This is a genomic window from Paenarthrobacter sp. RAF54_2 (assembly GCF_052113945.1).
GTDB lineage: Bacteria > Actinomycetota > Actinomycetes > Actinomycetales > Micrococcaceae > Arthrobacter.
Genome location: NZ_JBFRDV010000013.1, coordinates 172722 through 194998 on the forward strand (window position 1 = coordinate 172722; position 22277 = coordinate 194998).

Here is a 22277-nt window from a genome sequence, read left to right on the forward strand (position 1 = left end):
CACTTGCAACGGAGACTTCAGATGAAACACCCCCCGCTGATCATGCTTCCGGCCCTGGGCGCCGACTCCCGGCTATGGCAGCCGGTTATAGACGAACTCGGGGCAGAGTTCGAATGCTCGGTGGTTCGTGGTGAAGGGCAGACGATCCAGGCCATGGCGGACCATGTGCTGTCAGTAGCCCCCAACGAATTTGTCCTGGTTGGAATTTCGATGGGAGGGTATGTCGCCCTTGAGATAGCGCTAAGGAAGACCGGAAGAGTCAAGGCTTTGGCGTTGTTCAACACTTCGGCCATTGCCGCGCCGCAGGATCGCCGGAAGAACTCCGAAGGCCTTATCTCGCTGGTGAATTCCGGGGGATTTCTGGAAGCGATCACCCGCACAGCCCCGGCCGTATCGCGGGGGATCCCCGAGGTTCAGCGGGTTGTGGAGGCGATGACCGAAGAACTAGGCGAGCACGTTTTCGTCGATCAGCAGCTCGCCGTGATGAATCGTTCGGACCGACGCGCGGAGCTGGCGGCCATGGACTGCCGCACCCTGGTGGTGGGCGCTGCCGAAGACATCATTACGCCGCCGGCTTTGAGCGAGGATCTCGCTGGACGACTCCCTGATGCGCGCTTTGTCCTTGTCCAGGAGAGCGGGCATTTCGTTGCACTGGAGCAACCACAGGCGGCCGCAACCGCGCTGCAGGCTTTTCTTCGGAACCAGCCGGAAGGTTCGCCGCAGGTAGTCGGCAGGTGAGCATCACTTCCCTCCTTCCATCCTGAGATGGAAGACCACACCATTGAAAGGAAGTCCACGATGAGCAAAGACCTAGGTCCGGAATCGCTCACTGACGCTGTCATCGACAGTTTCAAAGACACTGCTGACCCGCGCCTTAAGACCATTCTGGAAAGCCTGACCCGCAACCTTCACAACTTCGTTCGTCAGGTGAGCCCCAGTATTTCCGAATGGGAAGCGGCAATCAACTTCCTTACCGCTACAGGCCGGAAGTGCGATGACGTGCGCCAGGAGTTCATCCTGCTTTCGGACGTACTGGGAGTTTCCATGCTGGTGGAGACGATCAACGATCAAGAAACCCCGGATGCTACGGATTCGACCGTCCTCGGGCCTTTCCATATGGTCGAGTCGCCCGAACGGCATCTGGGCGACAACATTTCTTCCGAAAGCGATGGTGACGTGTGCGTTGTCAGGGGGAGGGTCCTCTCAGTCACCGGACTGCCTATCCCCAACGCCCGGATCGACGTATGGCAGGCCAACACGACCGGCTTCTATGACGTCCAGCAGCCGGGCATTCAAAGCGTCGGCAATGGCAGGGGACTCTTCCGTACCGACGAAAATGGTGCGTTCCATTTCCGCAGCGTTGTACCGAGCTTCTATCCGATTCCAACCGATGGGCCGGTTGGAGGTCTACTCAAGGCCACCGGAAGACACCCCTACCGTCCAGCCCATATCCACTTCCTTGTCACCGCGGCCGGTTTCAAGGAGCTAACCACCCACATCTTTATTGGTGGAAGCGAGTACATCGACTCGGATGCTGTCTTCGCTGTCAAGGAAAGCCTCATCAAACCCTTCACCCACAACGAGGACCCTGTGGCGGCCGCAGAGTTTGGGGTGGATTCCCCGTTCATCGAGGGAGTCATCGACATTCTGCTGCACCCGGAGAACCAATCTCCCAGCTCAAGTTTCCAAGTATCCGAGGAGGTAGTCCGGTGAAGGAATTCCGCTATGAAGCCCTGCCGATGCGGGTAACTTTCGGCGCGGGGTCGCTGAAGACACTCCCCGAGGAGGTCCGTGCGTTGGGCCTCAGGCGTGTACTGGTCCTGGCCACTCCGTTTCAGGAAGATCTGGCCTGGACCATATCCAGGCAATTGGGTGAGCTGAGCGCCGGGGTGCACGCCGAAGCCGAGATGCACGTCCCGATTGAATCAGCCCACAGGGCACGTGATGCAGCAAGGGCAGCGGATGCCGATGGTTATGTAGCAGTAGGGGGTGGATCCACCACGGGACTTGGGAAGGCAATAGCTTTGGAGTTTGGCGCCCCCATCATCGCGGTGCCCACCACCTACGCCGGATCGGAAATGACGCCGATCTGGGGGCTGACGGCCGACGGCGAAAAGAAGACCGGCCGTGACCCGCGAGTGTTGCCTGCCAGCGTCATTTACGACCCGGAACTTACGCTGACCCTTCCGGTGGGCATGTCGGTCACCAGCGGTTTCAATGCGATAGCCCATGCAGTGGAAGCGCTCTATGCCCCCGACGGATCTCCTGTTATTTCGCTGATGGCAGAGGAAGGAGCTCGTGCAATGCTCAACGCCTTGCCGAAAATCGTCAAGAATCCAGCCCATGGGGAGGCCAGGTCCGATGCGCTGTACGGGGCATGGCTTTGTGGTGCCACTCTGGGAGCGACCACGATGTCGCTGCACCATAAGCTCTGCCACATCCTCGGCGGGACCTTCAATTTGCCCCATGCTGAAACCCATACGGTAGTGCTGCCCTATGCCCTTAACTACAACGCTGGGCATGCTCCCGATGCCATCGCTGCATTGCAGCGGGCCACGGGGGTGCAGAATCCGGCCCGCCACTTACGCGAACTCGGCGTGGACCTGGGCGGTCCGCATTCTCTGCGTGAGCTGGGTTTGACCGACGACGACATCGATAGGGTCATCGAACTGGCAACGCATCATCCATATGCCAACCCCCGTCCATTGACAGCAACAGGCCTCCGTGGCCTCCTCACCGCCGCGCTTAACGGGGACGCCCTGCCATCTCCCTAGCCATACATCAAATAGATGCCTACCGGAATTAATTGGTATTTGTGCAATACCAACCGCGGTCACAGAGTAGAGGAAAGCAGTGATTCACGTCACGCAAACTCACAACAGAAAGACAGGCCATGGTCCAAACCACTACGGACATTGTGATTGTTGGGGGATCGACGGCGGCACTTCGGGCGGCTGAGACCGTCAGCCGGCGGGCCCCGGGCTTGAAGGTCATCGTGGTCAGTGCCGAGCAGCATCTGCCCTATGAATTGCCCCCCTTGTCGAAGATCCCCTTGAAGGAATCCGTCGACATTGAAGCGTTGATCTACCCCTCTGCGCGCGCTCTGCAGGAGAGCGGCGTGGAGTTCCGACTCGGAGACACGGCCACGGCCCTTGACCCGCAACGTCAGGTGGTGACCACAGGCAGTGGCGACATCAAATATCGGGCAGCAATCATCACCACAGGATGTGAACCGATCATGCCTCCAATATTCGATGGGGAACGGGACGTGTTCGTCTTGCGGCGCTTTGAAGACTCCGTAGGACTCCGGGAAGCCGTCAACGATCRCCGTCGCTCCGTGGCCATCGTGGGTGCAGGGTTTATTGGTGGAGAATTCGCCTCGACCTTGATCGGGGACGGCCGCGAAGTATCCCTGATCGATCTCTCCGAACACCCGCTTATCCGCTTCGGTGAAGAAGTTTCCAGGGTTTACGAGGACCTGCATCGAGGCAAGGGAGTGGAAACATTCTTTGGATTGGGCGCAACGGCCACCATCGAACGGAACGGCCGTCGATTCCTGAAGCTTAGTGATGGCCGTGAAGTTGCCGCTGATGTGATTGTGGTGGGAGTCGGGGTGCGGCCCGCCGTTTCGTGGTTGGCTTCTTCGCGTATCGAACTGGAAAACGGCATTCTTGCCGACGAATATCTGCAGAGTACCCGGGGCGTCTTCGCCGCAGGTGACGCCGTCCGGTGGCCCAATAAACGATTCGATGCAGCCATGCGCATTGAGCACTGGACCACCGCAGCCGAACAAGGGCGAGCAGCCGGACTGAACGCGGTGAACTATCTTGAGGGATCACCACTGGTGCCCTGCGCTACTGTTCCCTTCTTCTGGTCCGACCAACATGGTCAAAGGGTGCAGTGGGCCGGACATCAGTCCGGAGGGGAACAAGTGTATTCCAGCCAGAATGACAACGGATCACTTTTCCTCTTCCGTCAGGGAGGTTTCCTCGCCGGGGCCTTGGCCTTCGAACGGCGCCAGGAGTTCGTGCAATTGCGCGCAAAACTACGCCAGCCCCTCGCCTGGGAAGTGGCCATGGGCATGGTCCCGGGGCTCGAGCCCATGAGCAGCGCGGTCCTGGTGCCATGACTGTTAATCGGCGCCGCTATGTCTCATGCCCGTGCGGCATCCTCCTGGATGGGGTGGACGATGAGGAGCTGGTCATCGCGGTGCGTGCCCACTTGAACGAATCTCATCCAGGACTGGACTACACACGGGACCAGATCCTTCTCATGGCCTACTGACATCAAACAAAGGAGTTTCAATGTCTGTTAAAACACCAGGGCGAATGAAATCGGTACTCTTTTCAAGTTTCATGGGAACAGCCATCGAATTTTACGACTTTCTGCTCTATGGACTGGCTGCCAGCCTGGTTTTCGCTCCGCTCTACTTCGCCAATCTCTCACCCGCATTGGGCATCGTGGCGTCGTTCGCGACCCTGGCAGTCGGTTACTTGGCGAGACCACTGGGTGGTCTGATCTTCGGCCACTTCGGTGATCGGGTCGGACGAAAGCAGATGCTCGTCCTGACCATGCTCCTGATGGGCGGTGCAAGCTTCTGCATCGGTCTCCTCCCAACCCAGGCAGCAATCGGCCAGCTGGCGCCCCTGCTGTTGATTGTGCTCCGCGTGATTCAGGGTATCGCTGTCGGAGGCGAATGGGGTGGGGCTGCCCTGATGGCCATGGAACACTCGATGCCGGAGCGGCGGGGCTTCTCCGCCAGCTTCGCCAACATGGGTGGCCCTGCCGGCGCTGCTTTGGCAACGGTGGTCTTCAGCCTCTGCAGCATGATGCCTGAGGAACTGTTCATGACATGGGGATGGCGGTTGCCGTTCCTGTTCAGTGCAGTCCTGGTTGGCGTCGGACTCTTCGTGCGCCTCAAGGTCGCTGAATCGCCAGTCTTCTTGGAAACGCAGCGCAAGGAAGCTGCGTCGCAACACCGCAGGGTGCATCCGCTCCTGGAGGTAGTCCGGAAGTATCCGCGCGCCGTCGTGATCGCTTGCCTGGGTACGATCATGGCCTTTGCCATGCAGTCACTTCTCGCCACCTTTGCCATCCCGTATGCCGTTGCCGCCGGGCACAACCGCTCGGAAGTCCTGTGGATCAGCCTCGCGACCCAGGTAATCCATGTGTTCACGATCCCTATGTTTGCAGCGTTGTCAGACAGGGTAGGGCGACGCAAAGTGATGATGACCGGCGTAATCGGCATGATTTTGCTCATCCATCCCATCTGGTTGATGATCGCTGTAGACAACGTTGTGCTGTTGTTCGTGGCTTTCCTGATTGGAAATCCACTGCTCCAGGCCATGGTGTACGGACCCACAGCGGCCTACATCACCGAGATGTTCGGCGCCGAATCCCGCTATACAGGTGCATCCTTGGCGTATCAGGTGTCCGCGACGTTGGGTGGCGGACTGGTTCCCCTTGCGGCAACCGCGTTGCTGGCAGCCCGTGGTGGAAACGACCCCGTCTACGTTTCGGGCCTGGTCATTACCATTGGCATTGTCAGCCTGTTGGCCTTGTTGGTACCCGGCCGCCGTCAGAACAATGATCATGCTCAGGCGGACACCGAGGCGTCGATTTCCGTGCAGTAATCGGGACAAACGAGAGGATCAAAATGATCTACGAACATGCCGATCTCCGGATCAATCCTGACACCGAGGAGAAATTTGTCAGGGACTTCAGTGCCGTCAGGAAATCACTGGTCGAGGCGGAAGGGTGTCATTCAGTTGAGTTGCTGGTTAGCGTGGACAGCCCCAATACATATCTTTTGCGGGTAGGTTGGGAGAATATTGAAGACCACACCGTAAGATTTCCAGGTACCTCGGAAGCAAACGAGCTACGCCGGGTCCTGATGGAACACTGCGTCACTCCGCCACAGGTTCTCCATTTCAGTGGACAGGACGTTTCGATCTCACTGTGAGGCAGATGTCTTCAGCTCAAATCTAAGTGTGTATGCATCGTTTTGCAGCTCTTTTCTGGCATATTCTCAACGTATGGCAGATCAATGAATATTGTATTTGTGATCAAGGCGGATGAAGCACAGGCTGGACTTAGTCCCGCATTGTTGCGAGGCAATCACCACACTCAATGAGGAGTACAAATGGGTACCATCGGCACTTATCTTGGAACAATACTGAGCTTGCATTCCGTGTCATCCTCCAACCCGGGCCCCTCGTCCTGGAACGTGGGCCACCACGGGCCCTCGGGGCGCATAGTGGCCCATCCATGGGCAGGCTGGTTCATCGAGGACAGCGCCGAGGCAGAACCGGAAACCGACACCGTCGCGTAACGCGAGAGGAGCTGGTGCCCTATTGTGCCCTGGTCCGACCTGCCAGCCAGGATGCGACTTGGGTTCGTGAAGTGAAACCAAGCTTGGACAATATTCGCTCGATGTGACCACTGACCGTCCTTGGGGACAGAACCAGTTCGGCAGCGATTTCCTTGTTGCTGCGCCCTTGGGCAACAAGGGCCGCAACTTGCGTTTCCCGCTCGGTCAGCTGTGGCCCGCCCGGGCTGTATAGACCCACAAACTCCGCTTTGTTTGAACGACGCAGTTCGGCACGGTTCCTGCTCTCAACGGAGTCCGCCCGGGGCGAAACATAGGAGCTTTTGGCCAGGTTCAATGCGAGCTCAACAGCTTGGTCCTTCGACAGAGCCGGCCCGCCGTCGAGTATTGACCGGAACCGCGCCTCCCCGAGCTCCCGTCGAATCTGGCCCACAGTCTGCTTGAAATCTGTTTCCAGCGGACCGAAGGCAGAAACGGTGGTGCCGATCCCTTTCCAAACCGATTGAGCTGCGTGAAGAAGTGCTGCTGCCGATTCAAACTGCCTGTTCGAAGCGGCTGTCCACGACATTTGCTCGATGGTCAGGGCAATGCAAAGCCCATCGTGAAAATCGCGTTGAATTTCCAGCGCGGAGATCTGGCATCGGCGGGCATCCTCGAGCTGACCAAGATGCCAGTGGCAAAGGCCCATGACCGCGTGCCCATACGCACGGCTCCACCGCTCACCGTGCCTGCCGCTTTCAGCCAGTACCCGCTGGCAGGTCGCGAGGGCTTCCTCTATCCGCCCGGCATACATCTGTGCCCAGGCCAAAAGGAACGTCGCCGTAAGTTCTGAAGCACAGTCCTCCTGCAGCCGGTGGACGGCTGCTGCGCGGCCAAAGAGCCCTATAGCCTCTTCGAGCCGACCTCCGAGGACTTCGCTTAAAGCCTGCCAATGGTCGGCATGAGCTGCCAGCACCGGATCATCCAGGTCATGAGCGATTTCACGGCATTCGGCCAAGTACCCCTGTGCGGGTTCCGGATCGCCCTGAAGCAGGGCTACCCACGCAGCTACCCATAGGACATTTCCATGCTCGCGCGTTCTGCCCGTAGCCAGACCAAGCATCCGCTCAAGCCACCCACGGCCATCTGAAAGGTTGCCCCCAGCGACCCAGTGGTACCTGAGAAGGGCCGCCAGATTCATCCCTGCCAGTTCCTCACCCGGAGTGCTTGCCGACCATTCCAACGCCGAGAGAATATTCGTATGATCCCGCCGCGCGGCAGCGAGGCGCGTTGACTGTTCCGGACCGCACCAGAGCGCAACAGTTTCGGACGCTTTTCCGAGGTAGTGGTCGCGTTGGCGACGGCGGAGTTCGGAAGACTCGCCGTTGCGATCAAGCAACGCCGCCCCGTATTCCCTGAAGGTCATCAGTTGCCAGTACCGCCTTGGCTGGTCGCCCGCAGACATGACGTCAATGACGTTTTCTGCGACCACCAGAGACTTTGCGACGAGGTGATCCAGCAGGTCCAGGACATCCACTTTGTTGATCTCGCCGAATCCGCAGACCTCCTCCGCGGCCTCGACGTCAAAGCCGGCCGGGAAGACCGCAAGCCTGGCCCACAAAATCTGTTCCTCCCGGGTACAGAGTTCATAGCTCCAATCCACCAGCGCCCGCAGCGTCTGCTGCCGGGGAATTGCTGCCCTGTTTCCGCCCTTAAGGATGTCAAAGCGCCGGTCCAGCCGCTCCACGAGTTGAACAACCGATAATGAGCGCAGTCGGGCAGCAGCAAGTTCAATGGCAAGAGGTATACCATCCAACATCTGGCACAGTTGGGCAACGGCCTGCCGGTTGCCATCGGTGATCTCAAATCCAGCGTTTATGCTTTTCGCTCGATCAACCAACAGCCGAACAGACTCAAAAGCCTCAATCGTTCCGGCTTCGATGTCGGACGCCGAAGGGGCACTGAGCGGTGGCACTTGGTAGACCTGCTCACCGAAGATCCCCAGGGGTTCCCTGCTGGTTGCAATGACACGCAGCTCTGGTGAAATTTCCAGGAGCCTTGCCACCAAAGCCGGTATCACGTCCAGAAGATGTTCGCAGTTGTCCAGGACCAAGAGCAGTTGCCGTTCCTGGACGTACTCCGCAATCCTCTCTGCGGGTGATCGGTTCGACTGGTCAGGCAGTCGAAGGGAAGCCGCAATCTGCGAAACAACCAAAGAGGTGTCTTCCAAGGCTGCAAGTTCAACTATCCAAACGCCATCGCGAAACGCCTTGCGGGTTCGTGCGGAAAGCTCCGCAGCGAGGCGCGTCTTACCGACGCCTCCGGGTCCGGCAAGCGTAAGGAGGCGGGAGCGTGACATCAGCTCCCTCGCTGCGCCGAGTTCATTGCGTCGTCCAATAAAGCTCGTTAGGTTATGGCCCCCCAAGGAGCCAATGGTCACTGCTTCGGTACTCATGACCCTCCTGTGATGCAGATAACAATACAGGTAGCAGATGGGGTCATTTGACCCGTCCGCTGCCAGTCGCAGCCGCGCACACTGGATGCAGTCAGAACGACTCTTGGAGCAAATCGGAAGGCAAGCGCGATGAGGCGCAGAGCAGCAAATCCAAGCACCTGCCGGAACGGCGGCAACGGATCAAGTGCAAGCACTAATCCAGCCACTGTATTTTCCGGTTTCTCCAAAGACGGCGGCCCTGCCGGCGCCGTTTCCAATCCATGGGCGGCGGACAATTTCTGGCCGGACTGTATTGACACACAAGCCCGCGAATTCCTGCCTGTTTTCCCCACAGACTACAGCAGTAAGCAACGCTATCTCGATATCTGAGGGCTATTTCCTCAATCCTTAAGGCAAAATGCGGCGGGAATTCGCCCGTGTTATTCCACGGTTTACCACAATTACTCAGCAATGAAAGAGGCGCCATGACAGCGACGTCAATCACCGAATTGTCAGATATCAACGTTCCGGATGCTGAATTGGTGGCCCGCGCTGCCAATTTGGTGCCGTTGGTCCGGGAGTTCGCAGCGCAGGGTTCCGAAGCCCGCCGCGTTGCCCCGGAAGTGGTAACGGCACTGGAAGGCGCCGGACTTTTCCGGATGTTGGTTCCGAAGCGATACGGGGGCATGGGTGCTTCATTGCGCACAGCCGTGGAAGTGACGAAGGAAATATCCCGCGGTGATGGTTCCACGGGGTGGGTCACCACGCTCATGATGGTGGGAACAGGTTTCGCCTCGACTTTTTCGGAGCAAGCCCAGGAAGAGGTCTTTGGAAGCAATCCCTTGGCGAAGGTGGCTGGCACGTTCAGCCCCGGAAGCAAGAGTGAGCGCGTTGACGGTGGCTATTTGATCAGTGGCCGGTGGCCATATTCCTCCGGTTCCTTTGCTGCGGACTGGGCGACGCTTGGTGTGTTGCTTGATGGCGATGACCCGATGGCGCTGGCCCTCATCCCCGCCGAAGCGTGGACCATCGAGCCGACCTGGTTTGTCGCGGGTATGAAGGGCACAGGCAGTGACACGATCGTGGTGGAAGACCACTTCGTGCCGGAGCACCGGGTGCAGCGACTCAGCAACATGCTCACCTCGAATTTCCTGTCCCCGTACAAGGACGACCGCATGGCAAATGTGGCCTTCAACGCCGTGGCAGCCGCTATCCTCATTGCCCCGCAGATCGGCCTGGCGCGGCACGCACTGGAAATCACCTTGGCCAAGCTGCCCGGCAAACCGGTGGCCTACACCATGTACAGCAACGCCAAAGATTCCCCCACCCATCAGTTGGCCGTTGCGAAGGCAGCTTCAAATCTGCATATGTCTGAGCTACTGCTGAACAGGATGTGCCTGGACATTGACACAGCCGCCGACGCCGGTGAGAAGTTGGATCTTCCCACAAGGGCCCGCATCCGCAACGACACTGGAGTTATCGCCGAATTGATCGGGCAGGCCATCGATGCGCTGATGACCGCCAACGGTGCAGGATCCTTTGCCGAAGCCAATGTCCTTAACCAGATCTGGCGCGATTCCGAAATTGCCGCACGGCATGCCTTTGTGACTCCTGAAATTGGTAAAGAAGCCTACGGCCGGGTCCTGATGGGCCTGGAACCCACCATCAACCTCTAAGGCAAGGTCAACATGTCCATTCCCACGATCCCCGAAGCGCCTGCTGAAGACCCCGCACGAACCTATCGGCACGTTCTCGGACACGTCCCCACAAGTGTCGCGGTAGTAACAGCCGGCTTACGGTCCGGGCCTGTCGGCATGACTGTGGGCTCCTTCACATCGGTGTCGCTGGAACCACCCTTGGTGGCGTTTTTTGTAGACAAGTCGTCTAAAACGTGGCTTCGGCTCTATGAGGCAAGCCACTTTGGCGTCAATATCCTCGGCCAGGACCAGACCGAGCTCTGCAAGGCGTTTGCCCGCCGTTCGGAAGACCGCTTCAACGAAGTGGACTGGACGCCCTCCGAGCGTGGGGTGCCACTGCTGAACGATGCCATAGTCACGCTTGAATGCACCCGTTACAAAATCGATCTCATTGGAGACCACTACCAAGTCGTCGGGCGGGTCGAGTCCCTGGAACTGCGAGCCACCAACCCACCCTTGATCTTCCTTCAAGGCAGCTTCCTCAACCTCTCGGTTTAGTGGCGAAGAACGCCACCGGAAGGACCGCCCCAGGCAATTGGGCAGCCCTTCGTCCCAACAACTTTTAGCAAGGAGAACGCATGTCTCTCATCGTTGAGAAGCCAAACGATCTGGACCGCAAGCATTTCTTTATCGACGGCGTTTGGGTCAAGCCCACAGGGGGTCGGACCCGAAACCAGGTGGAGGCAGCCACCGGAGAAGTCATCGGCATAGCCGCTATGGGTTCGGAAGCAGACATAGACGCTGCGGTCAGGGCAGCCCGGCGAGCCCTGGACGATGGGCCTTGGGGTAAAACCTCTCCCCAGGAACGCGCTGAGGTGATGCGACGATTTGCCCGTGAGCTCGACCTCCGATCCACCTACACATCCGAGCTGGTCTCTCGCGAGAATGGGATGCCAATCGGTTTGTCGCAGATGTTGAACGGCGGAGCGCCATCCGTCCTCCTGAATATCTATGCGGACGTCATCGAGAACCTCGCCTTGGAAGAGGTGCGCACCAGCCAGGCTGGCTCGACCATTGTCCGACGAGAGCCCGTCGGTGTGGTCGGTGCGATCGCGCCATGGAACTTTCCACAAGCGTTGGCCATGTTCAAGATTGCGCCAGCCCTTGCGGCCGGCTGCACGGTGGTGCTCAAGCCCTCGCCGGAAACAGCACTGGATTCTTATGTCTTTGCCGATGCGGCAAAGGCCGCCGGTCTGCCTGATGGCGTATTGAACATCGTCCTGGGTGATCGGGACGCAGGCGCAGCGCTCGTCTCCCACCCTCTGGTGGACAAAATCGCATTTACGGGTTCAACCGCAGCGGGCAGAATTATCGGCGCCGAGTGCGGGCGTTTGATCCGCCGTTGCACGCTTGAACTTGGCGGCAAATCCGCAGCTGTCTTCCTCGAAGACGGCGACGTCAACACCCTGCTGGCTGGCCTGGACAATGCCTCCTTCCTGAACAACAGCCAAACCTGCACCACCCAATCACGAATTCTCATCGCTCGATCCCGGTACAACGAAGTCGTTGACGCGATCGGCAGCTTCGCCGACTCGTACAGGTTGGGGAACCCGCTCGATCCAACAGTGACCATGGGGCCAATGGCCACGCGTGAGCACCTGGAACGGGTGATGGAGTACATCGATATGGCAAAAGCCTCCAACGCCCGGTTGGTGACAGGAGGCAGCCGCCCTGATGGCCTTGACAGCGGGTGGTTCGTTCAGCCCACAGTCTTTGCCGACGTAGACAATAATGACCGCCTCGCACGTGAGGAAGTCTTTGGTCCCGTCATGGCACTGATTCCTTTTGACAATGACGACGACGCCGTCCGGATGGCAAACGACATCGCGATGATGGGTACCGATTGGTTTCGCGCGAAAAACCAGCCCACGTTCTTCCCTACGGGCCCCTACCTTGTGCCGAAGCGGTTCGTCCCGGATCCGGCAAAGCTGCGGATACGCCTGAGCCTGAACGGCAATCCAATGCAGGATGCCCTGGCCGATGACCTGGTCTTCGACATCCCGAGCCTGATCGCCTACGCCTCCTCGGTAGCCGTCCTGCTGCCCGGCGATGTCCTCATCACCGGTTCCCCGGCAGGCAACGGTTCCCATTGGGACCGTTTCTTGAGGGACGGCGACGTCATGGAGGCGGAAATCAGCGGACTGGGCACCCAACGGTCGACTGTTCGCGGGCCCAGCGGACAGTTGCCCCCCTGGTATGTGGATCGGCCGCTCGCCGTCGCTGCTGCTGGCGGAGCCGCCCAGTGACCCTGCGCCAGAGGACCCTGCGCCAGAGCCATTTTGTTCCGCCGGTGTCCTATCTGCTGGCGGAAGATCTTGGATTCCTGCGAGGATCAGATGTGGTGCTCACCCGCACGACCTCAAGCGCCGAACAGCTTCGAGCCCTGCTCGCAGGGGAACAGGACATGGTTGTCACTGCGATCGACAACCTGTTCGAGTGGACCCTGGCAGGGGCCGACCTTCGCCTGGTGGCCCAGGTGGAGGCGACCACCCCGCTGGGCATCCATGCCCGCAGTGGCCTCGAGACGATAACGGATCTGGCTGGTTGCCGGTTCGCCGTTGACGCTCCCAACAACGGTTTCGCGCTCATCGCCAGGCGTCTGCTGCGGGACGCCGGCGTCGAGGTCGAGTATGTAGTCGTCGGTGGTGTTCGCGAACGCCTGGATGCAATGCTCGACGGCGAAGTGGACGGGACGCTGCTCGGGGCGCCGTTTGACAAACTTGCGGAAAAGGCCGGATTCGCCCGCATCGTGGACATCAATGCATGGCTGCCGGAGCTGCCGGGTCAAGGGCTGGTGGTCCGTGCCGACGTCGTCGGATCCATTGAACTGGAGCTCTACCTTAGGGCCTTGGCGCGCGGCGTGGAGGCAGGAGTTCCGATGTCCGATGCGCAGGGCATCGAATTACTTGAACGCTGCGGTTTCCAGGCCGGGGCTCCCAGCGCATGGGATTCACGGGCACGGACGCTGACCGTGGAACAGCGCGGGCTGGAGCTTTTGACCGGGATCCGACAAAGCCTGGGCATGCATGGGCAGGGGACTTCCCTTAGGGAACTCTGCGACCCTGRGCCGCTGCTGAAGGCCATGGGACCCTTATCCCGCGAGTCGTGATTCCGGAACAATTTACTTCCACGTTCGCTCTGCGACACCCACAAACCTCCGAGGGAATTGCCTCTTGCAATCCCTTCAGCGCGACACGATACTGTACGTATCGTATACTTAACGAAGGAACAAAAATGAAACTGGGACGGATAGCAGTGCCCACGCCCGACGGCGAAGAGATTCGCCTGGTTGCGGCCCAGCCGGAACAAGGCCGGGTCATTGATCTCGCACGCGCCTACGCCCTGACGCTTCAGCGCAAAGCCGCCCAACCTGACCGGGCCCGGACGCTGGCCCGCGCGGTTCTGCCCGGCAGCCTGGCTGCGGGAATCGGTGGAGGCGCCATATTCTTGGATGCCGCCCACGACTCACTTGCCGCTGCCGACGATGCCTCGTACGGCATCGACGAGGTGTCATGGCGAGCGGCTGTCGACTCTCCGGTAATACGCGACGGCCTGACTTTCGAGCAGCACATCCAAAACTTCCACCGTATTGTCGCCAAGGCCCAGCCGGCACGCTCAATTTACGAGCGGCCCGGCTATTTCAAGGGCACAACGGCCATGTCCTATGGGCACAATCAGGAGCTGCCCTACCCCGACTTCACGAATGCCCTGGACTGGGAGCTTGAGATTGGATACGTCGTGGGCAAGTCCGGCAGCGACCTGACCCCTGACACGGCGATGGACCATCTCTTCGGCATCACCGTCTTCAACGACTTCAGCGCACGCGATGTTCAGGGTGCTGAAATGGCCATCGGCATGGGGCCGCAAAAGTGCAAGGACTTCGGTTACGGCATCGGCCCTTGGGTCACCACGATGGACGAAATCGATGCTATCGAGGGACTGCGGGGGCAGGTCCGTGTCAACGGCGAGGTCCTCTCGGACACCAAAGTGGAGGACTTCGTCTACACACCGGCGGAGTTACTGGCTTACGTCTCCATCTCGGACCGCCTGCAGCCAGGGGACCTCATCGGGTCCGGCACCATGGGCTTCGGCGCCGGCGTGGAAATCGGCAAATTCCTGCAGCCCGGCGACGTCATTGAGCTTGAACTCGAGGGCGTTGGGACGCTCCGCACACCGATTTCCACCGAACGCCAGAAGGCGCCCTGGTGGCCCGAACCCCGCACCTACCCCCACGACGAATGGGTGGCGTGATGACCCGGCCTCCAGTTCGCCGTATCGTCACCGGACACGACGACAATGGCCGCGCCATTATCCTCTCGGATGGAGCGGCCCCCAACAACTGGTCCTCGGACATGATTCCGGGATTTGGTGCCACAGTCCCCTGGGTGACCGAGGCAGGGGCGATCGATCATGTGAGCGACGAGGATCCGGCCGGCGCGGACGTCGAGATTCCCAGCTTCCCTGCCCCGGGCCAGACGATACTGCGCATCGCCGATTTTCCGCCGGACTCTGTGTACCCGGACGAGGCTGGCTCGGTCATCTTCAGCGAGATCGACGGACACGAGGAGGCTGAAGCCGGGGCCGAGCACAGCGGTTCCAGGCATTTCTGGTTCCACCGCACTGACTCGCTGGACTATGCGGTCGTTCTTGAAGGTGAAATCACGCTGCTGGTTGACGAAGGTGAGGCAACCATGCGCGCCGGTGATGTGGCCGTGCAACGTGCCACGAGCCACGCCTGGTCCAACCGCACGGAGCAGACCGCCAGGGTCCTGTTCGTACTGATCGGAACCGAACCGCTGACCGCGGCACAGATTGCCGAGCAGCGCAGGAAGGCCTCCCGGCACTTGGAGAGGGCATGATTACCAACGCGCAGGCCGCAGATGGCGAATTGATCTGGCAACCTGATCCGGAACGGGCGCCCGAGACCGGCGTTGGCCGATTCGCCGAGTTCCTGGCCGGCCACAGCGTCGGGATTGGGGCGGGCTACGACGAACTGTGGCAGTGGTCAGTGGATGAGCCCGGGAAGTTCTGGGAGCTTTTCGCCGAGTTTGCCGGCGTCGATTTAGGTGGAACTCCGGGGCCGGTGTGCAGCAGCGACCCCATGCCACACACGCGCTGGTTCCCCGGCCGCACGCTCAACTTTGCAAAGCATCTGCTGCAGGGCCACGAGGGAGTCGCCCTCATCGGCATCGATGAGGATGGGAAGCGCGAGGAGGTCACATGGGCTGCTCTGAGGCGGGACGTTGCCTCCTTGGCTGCCCATCTTCGTAGTTGCGGCGTAGGCCAGGGGGACAGGGTTGTCGGAATACTTCCCAACGTTGCCGAGGCCGTCGTCGGGCTGCTTGCCAGTGCGTCCGTCGGCGCTATCTGGTCGGTCTGTGCCCCGGAGTTCGGCCCGGGTGCAATCGTTACACGCTTTGCCCAGCTCGAACCAAAGGTCATCCTTGCCGCGCCAGGCTACCGACTCGGCGGGAAGGACCGGGATCGTCGTGGTGAGCTGGTGGAAATCATCGCAAAGCTGCCTACGCTCGAGCACATCATCTGGGTGGGGCGGCATACTTCCATTCCAAGTATCCCCACCCAGATCCCGGGCACGGCTTGGGAGCAGGCCATCGCCGATCCAGCGGAGCTTGTCTTCACCGACCTCGAGTTCAGCCACCCCCTGTGGGTACTGTTTTCTTCGGGGACCACAGGGATTCCCAAGGGGATCGTTCACGGTCACGGCGGAGCGCTGCTTGAGGAGCTGAAAATGCTCCTTATACATTCCGACCTGCGCCCGGGGGATCGATACCTCAACGTTGCTTCAACGAGCTGGGTGTTGTGGAACTCGCTCGTCTCTGCGCTCGGAGTTGGTGCCACGGCGGTGCTCGTTGATGGAAACCCCACTTTCCCGTCCTTGGACCGGGTATGGCAGATCGCTGCGGCAGAGCAGATTGCTGTCCTGGGCGTGGGTGCTGGTTTCATCCACGCCTGCGCAAAGGCGTCCCTGGCACCGATGCTCGACCATGACCTGGCTGCCTTGAAATCCGTTCAGGTCACAGGTTCACCGCTCTCCGCTGACGGCTATCGCTGGGTTTACGGCAATGTGGGCGATGTCTGGTTGAACTCGATGAGTGGCGGTACTGACATCGCCTCGATTTTCGTAGGGGGATGTCCCACACTGCCCGTCCACGTCGGCTATATCCAGGCGCCTGCCCTTGGGGTACGTGTGGAGTCCTGGGATGAAGCCGGCAATCCCACGCGTGGCAAAGGCGAACTGGTGGTTACCCAAGCAATGCCATCGATGCCCCTGAGCTTCTGGGGTGACGACGGCAGCCGCTATCACGACAGCTACTTCGCGACTTATCCGGGGGTGTGGCGGCATGGGGATTTCATCGAGTTCACCCTCCAGGGCATCCTCATCCACGGCCGCTCCGACTCAACCCTCAACCGCAATGGGCTGCGGCTCGGTTCGGCAGATATCTATGCCGTGGTTGAATCGCTGCAGGAGGTCGCCGAGGCCTTGGTTGTCGGTGCGGAACTGGGCGTTGATTATTACATGCCACTGTTTGTCCATTTGGCCAACGGAGTAGACCCAAGCATCGCCCGGGAAGCGATCACCAGATCCATTCGGGAGAACCTGTCCGTTCGGTACCTTCCCGACGACATTGTGTTCATGCCCGGAATTCCGCATACCCGCACTGGAAAGAAGCTGGAGGTCCCCGTAAAGCGGCTCTTGCAGGGTGCACCACTGGAATCGGTCGCAGATCTCGGGTCGGTGGACAACGCTGTCCTGCTGGAAGAATATGCAAGGTTTGCCCTTAGCCGGCAGACCGTATCACCCTAGGTGGCGCCGCCCTACGGGCAATGGAAATGGGGGAAGGACGAGCCGGACCGGCGCAAGCGAGGTCCGGCTCGTCGTCGTGCTTGGGCCCTTACGTCAAAGCGGTCCAGAAGCTGATTCGCCCCCCAGCGACGTCCAGCGCCGCTTTACTCGGGCTGAGATGCATCCAGGATTTCGACGGCGTACTGCACCAGCGCCTTGGCCCGGTTCGTGAGGGCCGCTTCCTTGGGCCACACCGCGACGACGGAGGTTTGGCCAGCGCGGGGGCGGAGGTGCCTGGTGACGAGCCCTTTGCCTTCGCTCGACACGGGGATCTGGTTGGGCCTGGACATCAGGAGGCTGTATCCGAGCCCCCGCCCGACCATTGCCCGGACAAGATCTATTTGCGGTACTACGGCCCGGAGATGTGCTTTGAGTCCGCGCTGGGAGAACATCAACTGCGTATATTCGGTGCTGGGCGCCGTGTTCAGCATGATGAGCGGCTTGGTAGCCAAAGCTTCCAGTTCAATGTCCTCCTCCCGGGCAAGGGGATCGTCTGCGCCCAGAACGGCCATGACTTCGGTTTCGTAGATGACTTTGCGCTCCACGTCCGCGGGCAGGCCGATGTCATAGACGATCGCAGTGTCCAGGCTTCCGTCTTCCAGAGCGGGCAGCAGGTCGGCATGGTCCCCAACCGTGATGCTGACTTCAACCTTTGGGTGAAGTTTGGCCATGCCCTCGAGGACGGCGGGGAGCACGTTGCTTGCCAGGCCTGTGTAGCAGCCCAGTGACACAGGACCCTTGAGCTCGCCTCGAAGTTCCCCCAATCCGTCTGCCAGCGCGCTGGCTTCCCGAAGCAATTCCCCGGCCCGCTTTGCGAAGTGGCGGCCAGTGGGTGTCAGGTGCATTCCCTTGGCTTTCCTGCGGATGCACAGCTGTTCCCCCAGTGCTGCCTCCAGTTCACTGATGGCGTGGGAGAGCGCCGATTCGGAGATGTGCAGTTGTTGCGCCGCTGACCCCAAAGTGCTGTGTTCCGGGAGTGCGGCGAACAGTTCGAGCTGTCGAAAGGTGAACTTCGGCACTTGAGTCTCTATTCCTAAGAAATCGAATTACTTCTGCTGATATCCGCAGTTTACTGGAGAATGTTTTGCCGTGACACTGATTACACGAGGACGTACCAGTAGCACCGGGTACACAATGACGTGCCAGTAGGAGCAAGCCATGACGACACAAGCGGGCGAGTGCCCGTTCCACGGGAACTCAGTGATTACCCATACGACAGCAGACCCGGTTCGCGGCAGTGGGGGAGAGGAGCCTGCAACTGTTTCACCGGATGCCGTTGACTACCCGGTGGCTGATTGGGTTGACGTAGCGGCCCTTTCAACTAGTCCATACCCGACTTATGCCCGGCTCCGGGCGGAGTCTCCGGTGGCGTGGGTTCCGCAGCTTAACAAGTTCCTGGTGACGAGTTACGCCGGTTGCCACACGGTTGAACAGGATCAGGAGCTGTTCAGCGCTAACGTTTCGGGTGCAACGATGACCCGGGCGATCGGCGCCCAGCCAATGTTGCGCAAAGACGACCCCGAGCACGCCGCAGACCGGGCGCCTGTAAATCCTGTTCTTCGTCCCAAGTCCATCAAGGAAGTCTGGGGACCGATTTTTGAGCGTAACGCCGAGACCTACCTTCAGAAAGTCGCCGAACTGGGGCCGGACGAAGCGGATCTGAACCGGGATTACGCAGCCCCCGTGGCATCGCAGAATCTCATTGACCTCCTGGGATTGAAGGACGTTTCCGTGGAGCAGGTGCGGCGCTGGTCTCACGACTTCATCGCCGGCATGGGAAATGTTTTGGACGATCAGTCGATCTGGGACCGGTGTGATGCTGCCACCGCCGAAGCCGACCGATTGCTGGAGGAGCTCATCCCCTATTACCGGCAGAATCCGGACGCCTCGATGGTGTCCGCTTTTGCCAACAGTGGACTCCCCACCGCCAATGTTGCAGCCAACGTCAAATTGACCATTTCCGGTGGTATGAACGAGCCGCAGCATATGGTCACCAACATGGTGTGGGCGCTGAGCAATCATGTTGACCAACGCGAGCAGGTCCTTGCTGATCCAGCTTGGTGGGCATCAGTGTTTGATGAGGCGGTCAGATGGCAGTCACCGATCGGAATGTACCCCCGGGAAACGACACGGGAAACTGTCCTTGAAGGCGTCCATATACCTGCCGGCGCCGGTATCGGCGTCGTCGTGGCATCTGCCAACCGCGACGAGGGCCACTTCGGCGCTTCAGCTGCAGAATTCGATATCAATCGGACCAAACGCCCCCACCTCGCCTTCGGCAGCGGCGTCCACCTCTGCGCCGGTCACTGGGCGGCGAAGACCTCCATTGGCCAGATCGCCGTGCCGATGGCCTACGAGCGCTTTCCGGGCCTGCGCGTGGACCAGCGACGGAGTGAAAGCTGGGATGGCTGGGTCTTCCGCGGACTGACCAGCCTGCCCGTCACCTGGAACTAACCCAACTACCCATTACCAAAAGGAGCAACGATGCCCAGCGTCACCTACACCCAGCCCAACGGCACCCAACAAACCCTCCAGGTCGAGGCAGGCACTACCCTGATGCGCGCTGCTGTCAACAACGGCGTCGACGGCATCATCGGCGAATGTGGAGGCCAGGCCATGTGCGCCACCTGCCACGTCTACGTCCGCCCGGAATATGCGCAAGCGCTCCCGGACATCAGCGATGACGAAGACGAAATGCTGGACTGCGCCACCGCGGAGCGAATGGACAGCTCCCGGCTGGCGTGCCAGATCACCATCGATGCAGACCTGTCGGAGATTGTCGTCGACGTCCCTGCAGGCCAGCTCTAGAAGCGGGGACACTGACATGAACGTTGTCATCATTGGTGGCGGTCAGGCAGGCCTGCAGGCGGCCGACGCGCTGCGCTTGGAAGGGTACGAGGGCAACATCGACGTCATAGCCGAGGAATCCGGTCTGCCTTACCAGCGCCCCCCGCTGTCAAAGGACTACCTCTCCCCGGGCAAGGAGGCGGCTCCCTCGCCGCTGCGAGGCCCATCCTTCTTTCTCGATAAGCGCATCTCGCTTCATGCAGGGGTTCGCGCACTGGCCGTCGACCGGACCGAACGAACAGTGAAAACCACTGAAGGCGTGCTCGGCTACGACCACCTGGTTTTCGCCACCGGCGCCAGAAATAGGATGCTGAACTGCCCCGGCGCCCTCCTGCCCGGCGTCCATGGTCTAAAAAGACTCTCGGATGCAGAGGCATTGCACATGGCGCTGCCTGCGGCCCGCAACATCGTGATCATCGGTGCCGGATTTATCGGACTCGAATTTGCGGCGGCAGCCTTGGCACACGGATGCAATGTCACAGTCCTGGAATTCGCTCCACGTCCGATGGGACGGGCACTGACTCCCGTCATGAGCGAATGGTTCGCAGGCGCCCTTCGCTCCCAAGGCATAAGCCTGCGCCTCGATGAAGGAATTGAGCGCTTCGAGCCTGGAACTGATGGCCGTGTAGCAGCCGCAATCTCCACCTCAGGGGCTTCCTACCCAGCAGATCTCGTCCTCGTCGGCATTGGCGTACAGCCCAACGACACCTTGGCTCGCGACAGCGGAATCGAAACAAGCAACGGAATCGTCGTCGATGAAACGCTTCGCACAGCAGACCCCGCTATTCTGGCAATCGGCGACTGCGCGAATTTCCCCTGCGCACATGCCGTGGGGAGTCTGCGCCTGGAATCCGTCCAAAACGCCACCGACCAAGCACGTCATGCGGCACGTACAATCCTGGGAGCTGAAAGCCCCTACACGGCACTGCCGTGGTTCTGGTCCACTCAAGGCCCGTACAAGCTACAGATGGCAGGCATCCCACAACCGGATGACGACCTCCTGATCCTGGGGGACCAGAGCGAAGCAAGATTCTCCGTCCTCTGCTTCAGGGAGGGCATCCTCGCGGCCGTGGAATCGGTCAACAACGCCGCAGACCATATGGCGGCCCGTAAACTACTCTCCGCAGGCATCGCCATCACCCGTGTGCAAGCGGAACGCGAAGGGTTCACCCTCAAGGCCGCCGCCAGCACGCCGTCGTCGTTCCCTGCTTTGATTATTTGATGGCGCCTGCCCCGATTCCTTTGACGATGTGCCGCTGCGCCAGCAGATAGAAGATTATGACAGGAACAATCGATATCGCAGTTGCCGCCAGGAGGATTTGTTGTTGCGGTGTTTCTGCCGAATCGAAGCTGGTCAGGCCTCGCTGTATGGGCATGAGTGAATTGTCGTCGAAGAGAACGAGGGCCATGAGGTACTCGTTCCATGCGGCCAGTCCCTGGATTACAGCTACTGCCGCCAGGCCCGGCTTGGCCAAGGGGAGGATAACGCTGGCGAAGATCCTGAGGGAGGAAGCGCCATCAAGAGCGGCCGCTTCCTCTAGATCCTTGGGCTGGCTGGCGAAGAAGCTGCGCATGATCAACGTGGCCATGGGAACACCTGAAGTGATGAGGATCAGGACGTAACCTACCCGGCTGTTGGTGAGCCCGAGGTCGGTCAGTAGACGGTATTGGGCGAGGAACATAGCAGGGGCCGGGATAATCATGACGGCGAGAATCACCACTGTGAAGATGCTCTTGCCCCGGAACTCCATGCGGGCCAGGGCGTAGCCGGCCATGCTAGATGCCACGAGAATTCCCGCCACGGCGGCCAACGTATACGTAATGCTGTTGACCAGGTACATTCCCAGGTCGCCCTGCACCCATGCCGTGACGTAGTTTTCCCAATGCGCTTCAAGGGGCACGAGGCTTTTTCCCGCAAGTAGCTCCTCCAACGATTGGAGGGAGCCGGAAACCATCCAGAGGAGGGGGAAGAGCGCTACGAGCGCAGCAACGATCAGCAGGCCGTACAGGCCGATTTTCTCAGGCCGGATTCTGCTTCTGCGGACCCGCACATGATGGTCCTGGAGTGCGGCATTGGCGGGGATGCGTGCTCGGTGTTCGGCGACTTCGGTGTTCTTCAGTGACATC

General features: G+C 60.0%; 21 protein-coding genes. 18 read left to right on the forward strand and 3 right to left on the reverse strand.

Features of this window, described 5'->3' with window-relative positions:
* The first annotated feature begins 21 nt into the window (after positions 1–21).
* The 8 genes from AB4Y87_RS14815 (at position 22) to AB4Y87_RS14850 (ending at position 6331) form a co-directional block, all read left to right on the forward strand.
* Positions 22–738, forward strand: a complete 717-nt coding sequence (locus AB4Y87_RS14815; RefSeq protein WP_442005087.1) for an alpha/beta fold hydrolase — start codon at positions 22–24, stop codon at positions 736–738.
* Positions 739–798: 60 nt separating this feature from the next.
* Positions 799–1713, forward strand: a complete 915-nt coding sequence (locus tag AB4Y87_RS14820; RefSeq protein WP_442005088.1) for a dioxygenase family protein — start codon at positions 799–801, stop codon at positions 1711–1713.
* Positions 1710–2774: a maleylacetate reductase gene (locus tag AB4Y87_RS14825; RefSeq protein ID WP_442005089.1), complete on the forward strand. Its 1065-nt coding sequence runs from the start codon at positions 1710–1712 to the stop codon at positions 2772–2774. The genes AB4Y87_RS14820 and AB4Y87_RS14825 overlap by 4 nt, the downstream gene beginning before the upstream one ends.
* Before the next feature lie 119 nt (positions 2775–2893).
* Positions 2894–4129 (forward strand): NAD(P)/FAD-dependent oxidoreductase, encoded by a 1236-nt coding sequence (locus tag AB4Y87_RS14830; RefSeq protein ID WP_442005090.1) that lies wholly within the window; start codon positions 2894–2896, stop codon positions 4127–4129.
* Positions 4126–4284 (forward strand): hypothetical protein, encoded by a 159-nt coding sequence (locus AB4Y87_RS14835; RefSeq protein WP_431114909.1) that lies wholly within the window; start codon positions 4126–4128, stop codon positions 4282–4284. The genes AB4Y87_RS14830 and AB4Y87_RS14835 overlap by 4 nt, the downstream gene beginning before the upstream one ends.
* A 20-nt stretch (positions 4285–4304) precedes the next feature.
* Complete coding sequence (locus tag AB4Y87_RS14840; protein ID WP_442005091.1) at positions 4305–5633, forward strand: MFS transporter; 1329 nt, start codon at positions 4305–4307, stop codon at positions 5631–5633.
* Between the two features lie 23 nt (positions 5634–5656).
* On the forward strand, positions 5657–5962 hold the full coding sequence (locus tag AB4Y87_RS14845; protein WP_442005092.1) for an antibiotic biosynthesis monooxygenase family protein: 306 nt from the start codon (positions 5657–5659) through the stop codon (positions 5960–5962).
* A gap of 180 nt (positions 5963–6142) precedes the next feature.
* Positions 6143–6331, forward strand: a complete 189-nt coding sequence (locus AB4Y87_RS14850; protein ID WP_442005093.1) for a hypothetical protein — start codon at positions 6143–6145, stop codon at positions 6329–6331.
* 19 nt (positions 6332–6350) lie between these two features.
* Here AB4Y87_RS14850 and AB4Y87_RS14855 read toward each other — a convergent pair whose 3' ends face one another.
* Positions 6351–8762, reverse strand: coding sequence for a LuxR C-terminal-related transcriptional regulator (locus AB4Y87_RS14855; RefSeq protein WP_442005094.1), 2412 nt, complete (start codon positions 8760–8762; stop codon positions 6351–6353).
* A gap of 464 nt (positions 8763–9226) precedes the next feature.
* On the opposite strand from AB4Y87_RS14855, the gene AB4Y87_RS14860 reads away from it, so the two are divergent.
* The 7 genes from AB4Y87_RS14860 (at position 9227) to AB4Y87_RS14890 (ending at position 17264) form a co-directional block, all read left to right on the forward strand.
* Entirely contained in the window at positions 9227–10417 is a 1191-nt protein-coding gene (locus AB4Y87_RS14860) for an acyl-CoA dehydrogenase family protein (RefSeq protein ID WP_442005095.1), read from the forward strand.
* A gap of 12 nt (positions 10418–10429) precedes the next feature.
* Positions 10430–10936, forward strand: coding sequence for a flavin reductase family protein (locus AB4Y87_RS14865; RefSeq protein WP_431114915.1), 507 nt, complete (start codon positions 10430–10432; stop codon positions 10934–10936).
* An 80-nt stretch (positions 10937–11016) separates the two neighbouring features.
* Positions 11017–12684, forward strand: a complete 1668-nt coding sequence (locus AB4Y87_RS14870; RefSeq protein ID WP_442005096.1) for an aldehyde dehydrogenase family protein — start codon at positions 11017–11019, stop codon at positions 12682–12684.
* On the forward strand, positions 12681–13547 hold the full coding sequence (locus tag AB4Y87_RS14875; protein WP_442005097.1) for an ABC transporter substrate-binding protein: 867 nt from the start codon (positions 12681–12683) through the stop codon (positions 13545–13547). Before AB4Y87_RS14870 ends, AB4Y87_RS14875 begins: the two co-directional genes overlap by 4 nt.
* 125 nt (positions 13548–13672) lie before the next feature.
* Positions 13673–14689 carry a fumarylacetoacetate hydrolase family protein gene (locus tag AB4Y87_RS14880; RefSeq protein ID WP_442005098.1) on the forward strand — a complete coding sequence of 339 codons (1017 nt, stop codon included), beginning with the start codon at positions 13673–13675 and terminating at the stop codon, positions 14687–14689.
* Complete coding sequence (locus AB4Y87_RS14885) at positions 14689–15297, forward strand: cupin domain-containing protein (RefSeq protein WP_442005099.1); 609 nt, start codon at positions 14689–14691, stop codon at positions 15295–15297. The genes AB4Y87_RS14880 and AB4Y87_RS14885 overlap by 1 nt, the downstream gene beginning before the upstream one ends.
* Entirely contained in the window at positions 15294–17264 is a 1971-nt protein-coding gene (locus AB4Y87_RS14890) for an acetoacetate--CoA ligase (protein WP_442005100.1), read from the forward strand. Before AB4Y87_RS14885 ends, AB4Y87_RS14890 begins: the two co-directional genes overlap by 4 nt.
* Before the next feature lie 143 nt (positions 17265–17407).
* On the opposite strand, the gene AB4Y87_RS14895 is transcribed toward AB4Y87_RS14890, so the two are convergent.
* Positions 17408–18322, reverse strand: a complete 915-nt coding sequence (locus AB4Y87_RS14895; RefSeq protein WP_442005101.1) for a LysR substrate-binding domain-containing protein — start codon at positions 18320–18322, stop codon at positions 17408–17410.
* Between the two features lie 139 nt (positions 18323–18461).
* Here AB4Y87_RS14895 and AB4Y87_RS14900 point away from each other — a divergent pair, with 139 nt between their 5' ends.
* From AB4Y87_RS14900 to AB4Y87_RS14910, 3 genes are read left to right on the forward strand one after another with little or no spacing between them, the layout of a single operon-like run.
* Positions 18462–19757: a cytochrome P450 gene (locus tag AB4Y87_RS14900; protein WP_442005102.1), complete on the forward strand. Its 1296-nt coding sequence runs from the start codon at positions 18462–18464 to the stop codon at positions 19755–19757.
* Positions 19758–19787: 30 nt separating this feature from the next.
* Positions 19788–20111, forward strand: coding sequence for a 2Fe-2S iron-sulfur cluster-binding protein (locus tag AB4Y87_RS14905; RefSeq protein WP_442005103.1), 324 nt, complete (start codon positions 19788–19790; stop codon positions 20109–20111).
* Positions 20112–20127: 16 nt separating this feature from the next.
* Positions 20128–21372 (forward strand): NAD(P)/FAD-dependent oxidoreductase, encoded by a 1245-nt coding sequence (locus tag AB4Y87_RS14910; protein ID WP_442005104.1) that lies wholly within the window; start codon positions 20128–20130, stop codon positions 21370–21372.
* Here AB4Y87_RS14910 and AB4Y87_RS14915 read toward each other — a convergent pair.
* Positions 21365–22276 (reverse strand): carbohydrate ABC transporter permease, encoded by a 912-nt coding sequence (locus AB4Y87_RS14915; protein WP_442005105.1) that lies wholly within the window; start codon positions 22274–22276, stop codon positions 21365–21367. The genes AB4Y87_RS14910 and AB4Y87_RS14915 overlap by 8 nt on opposite strands.
* Between the last annotated feature and the right edge of the window lies 1 nt (position 22277).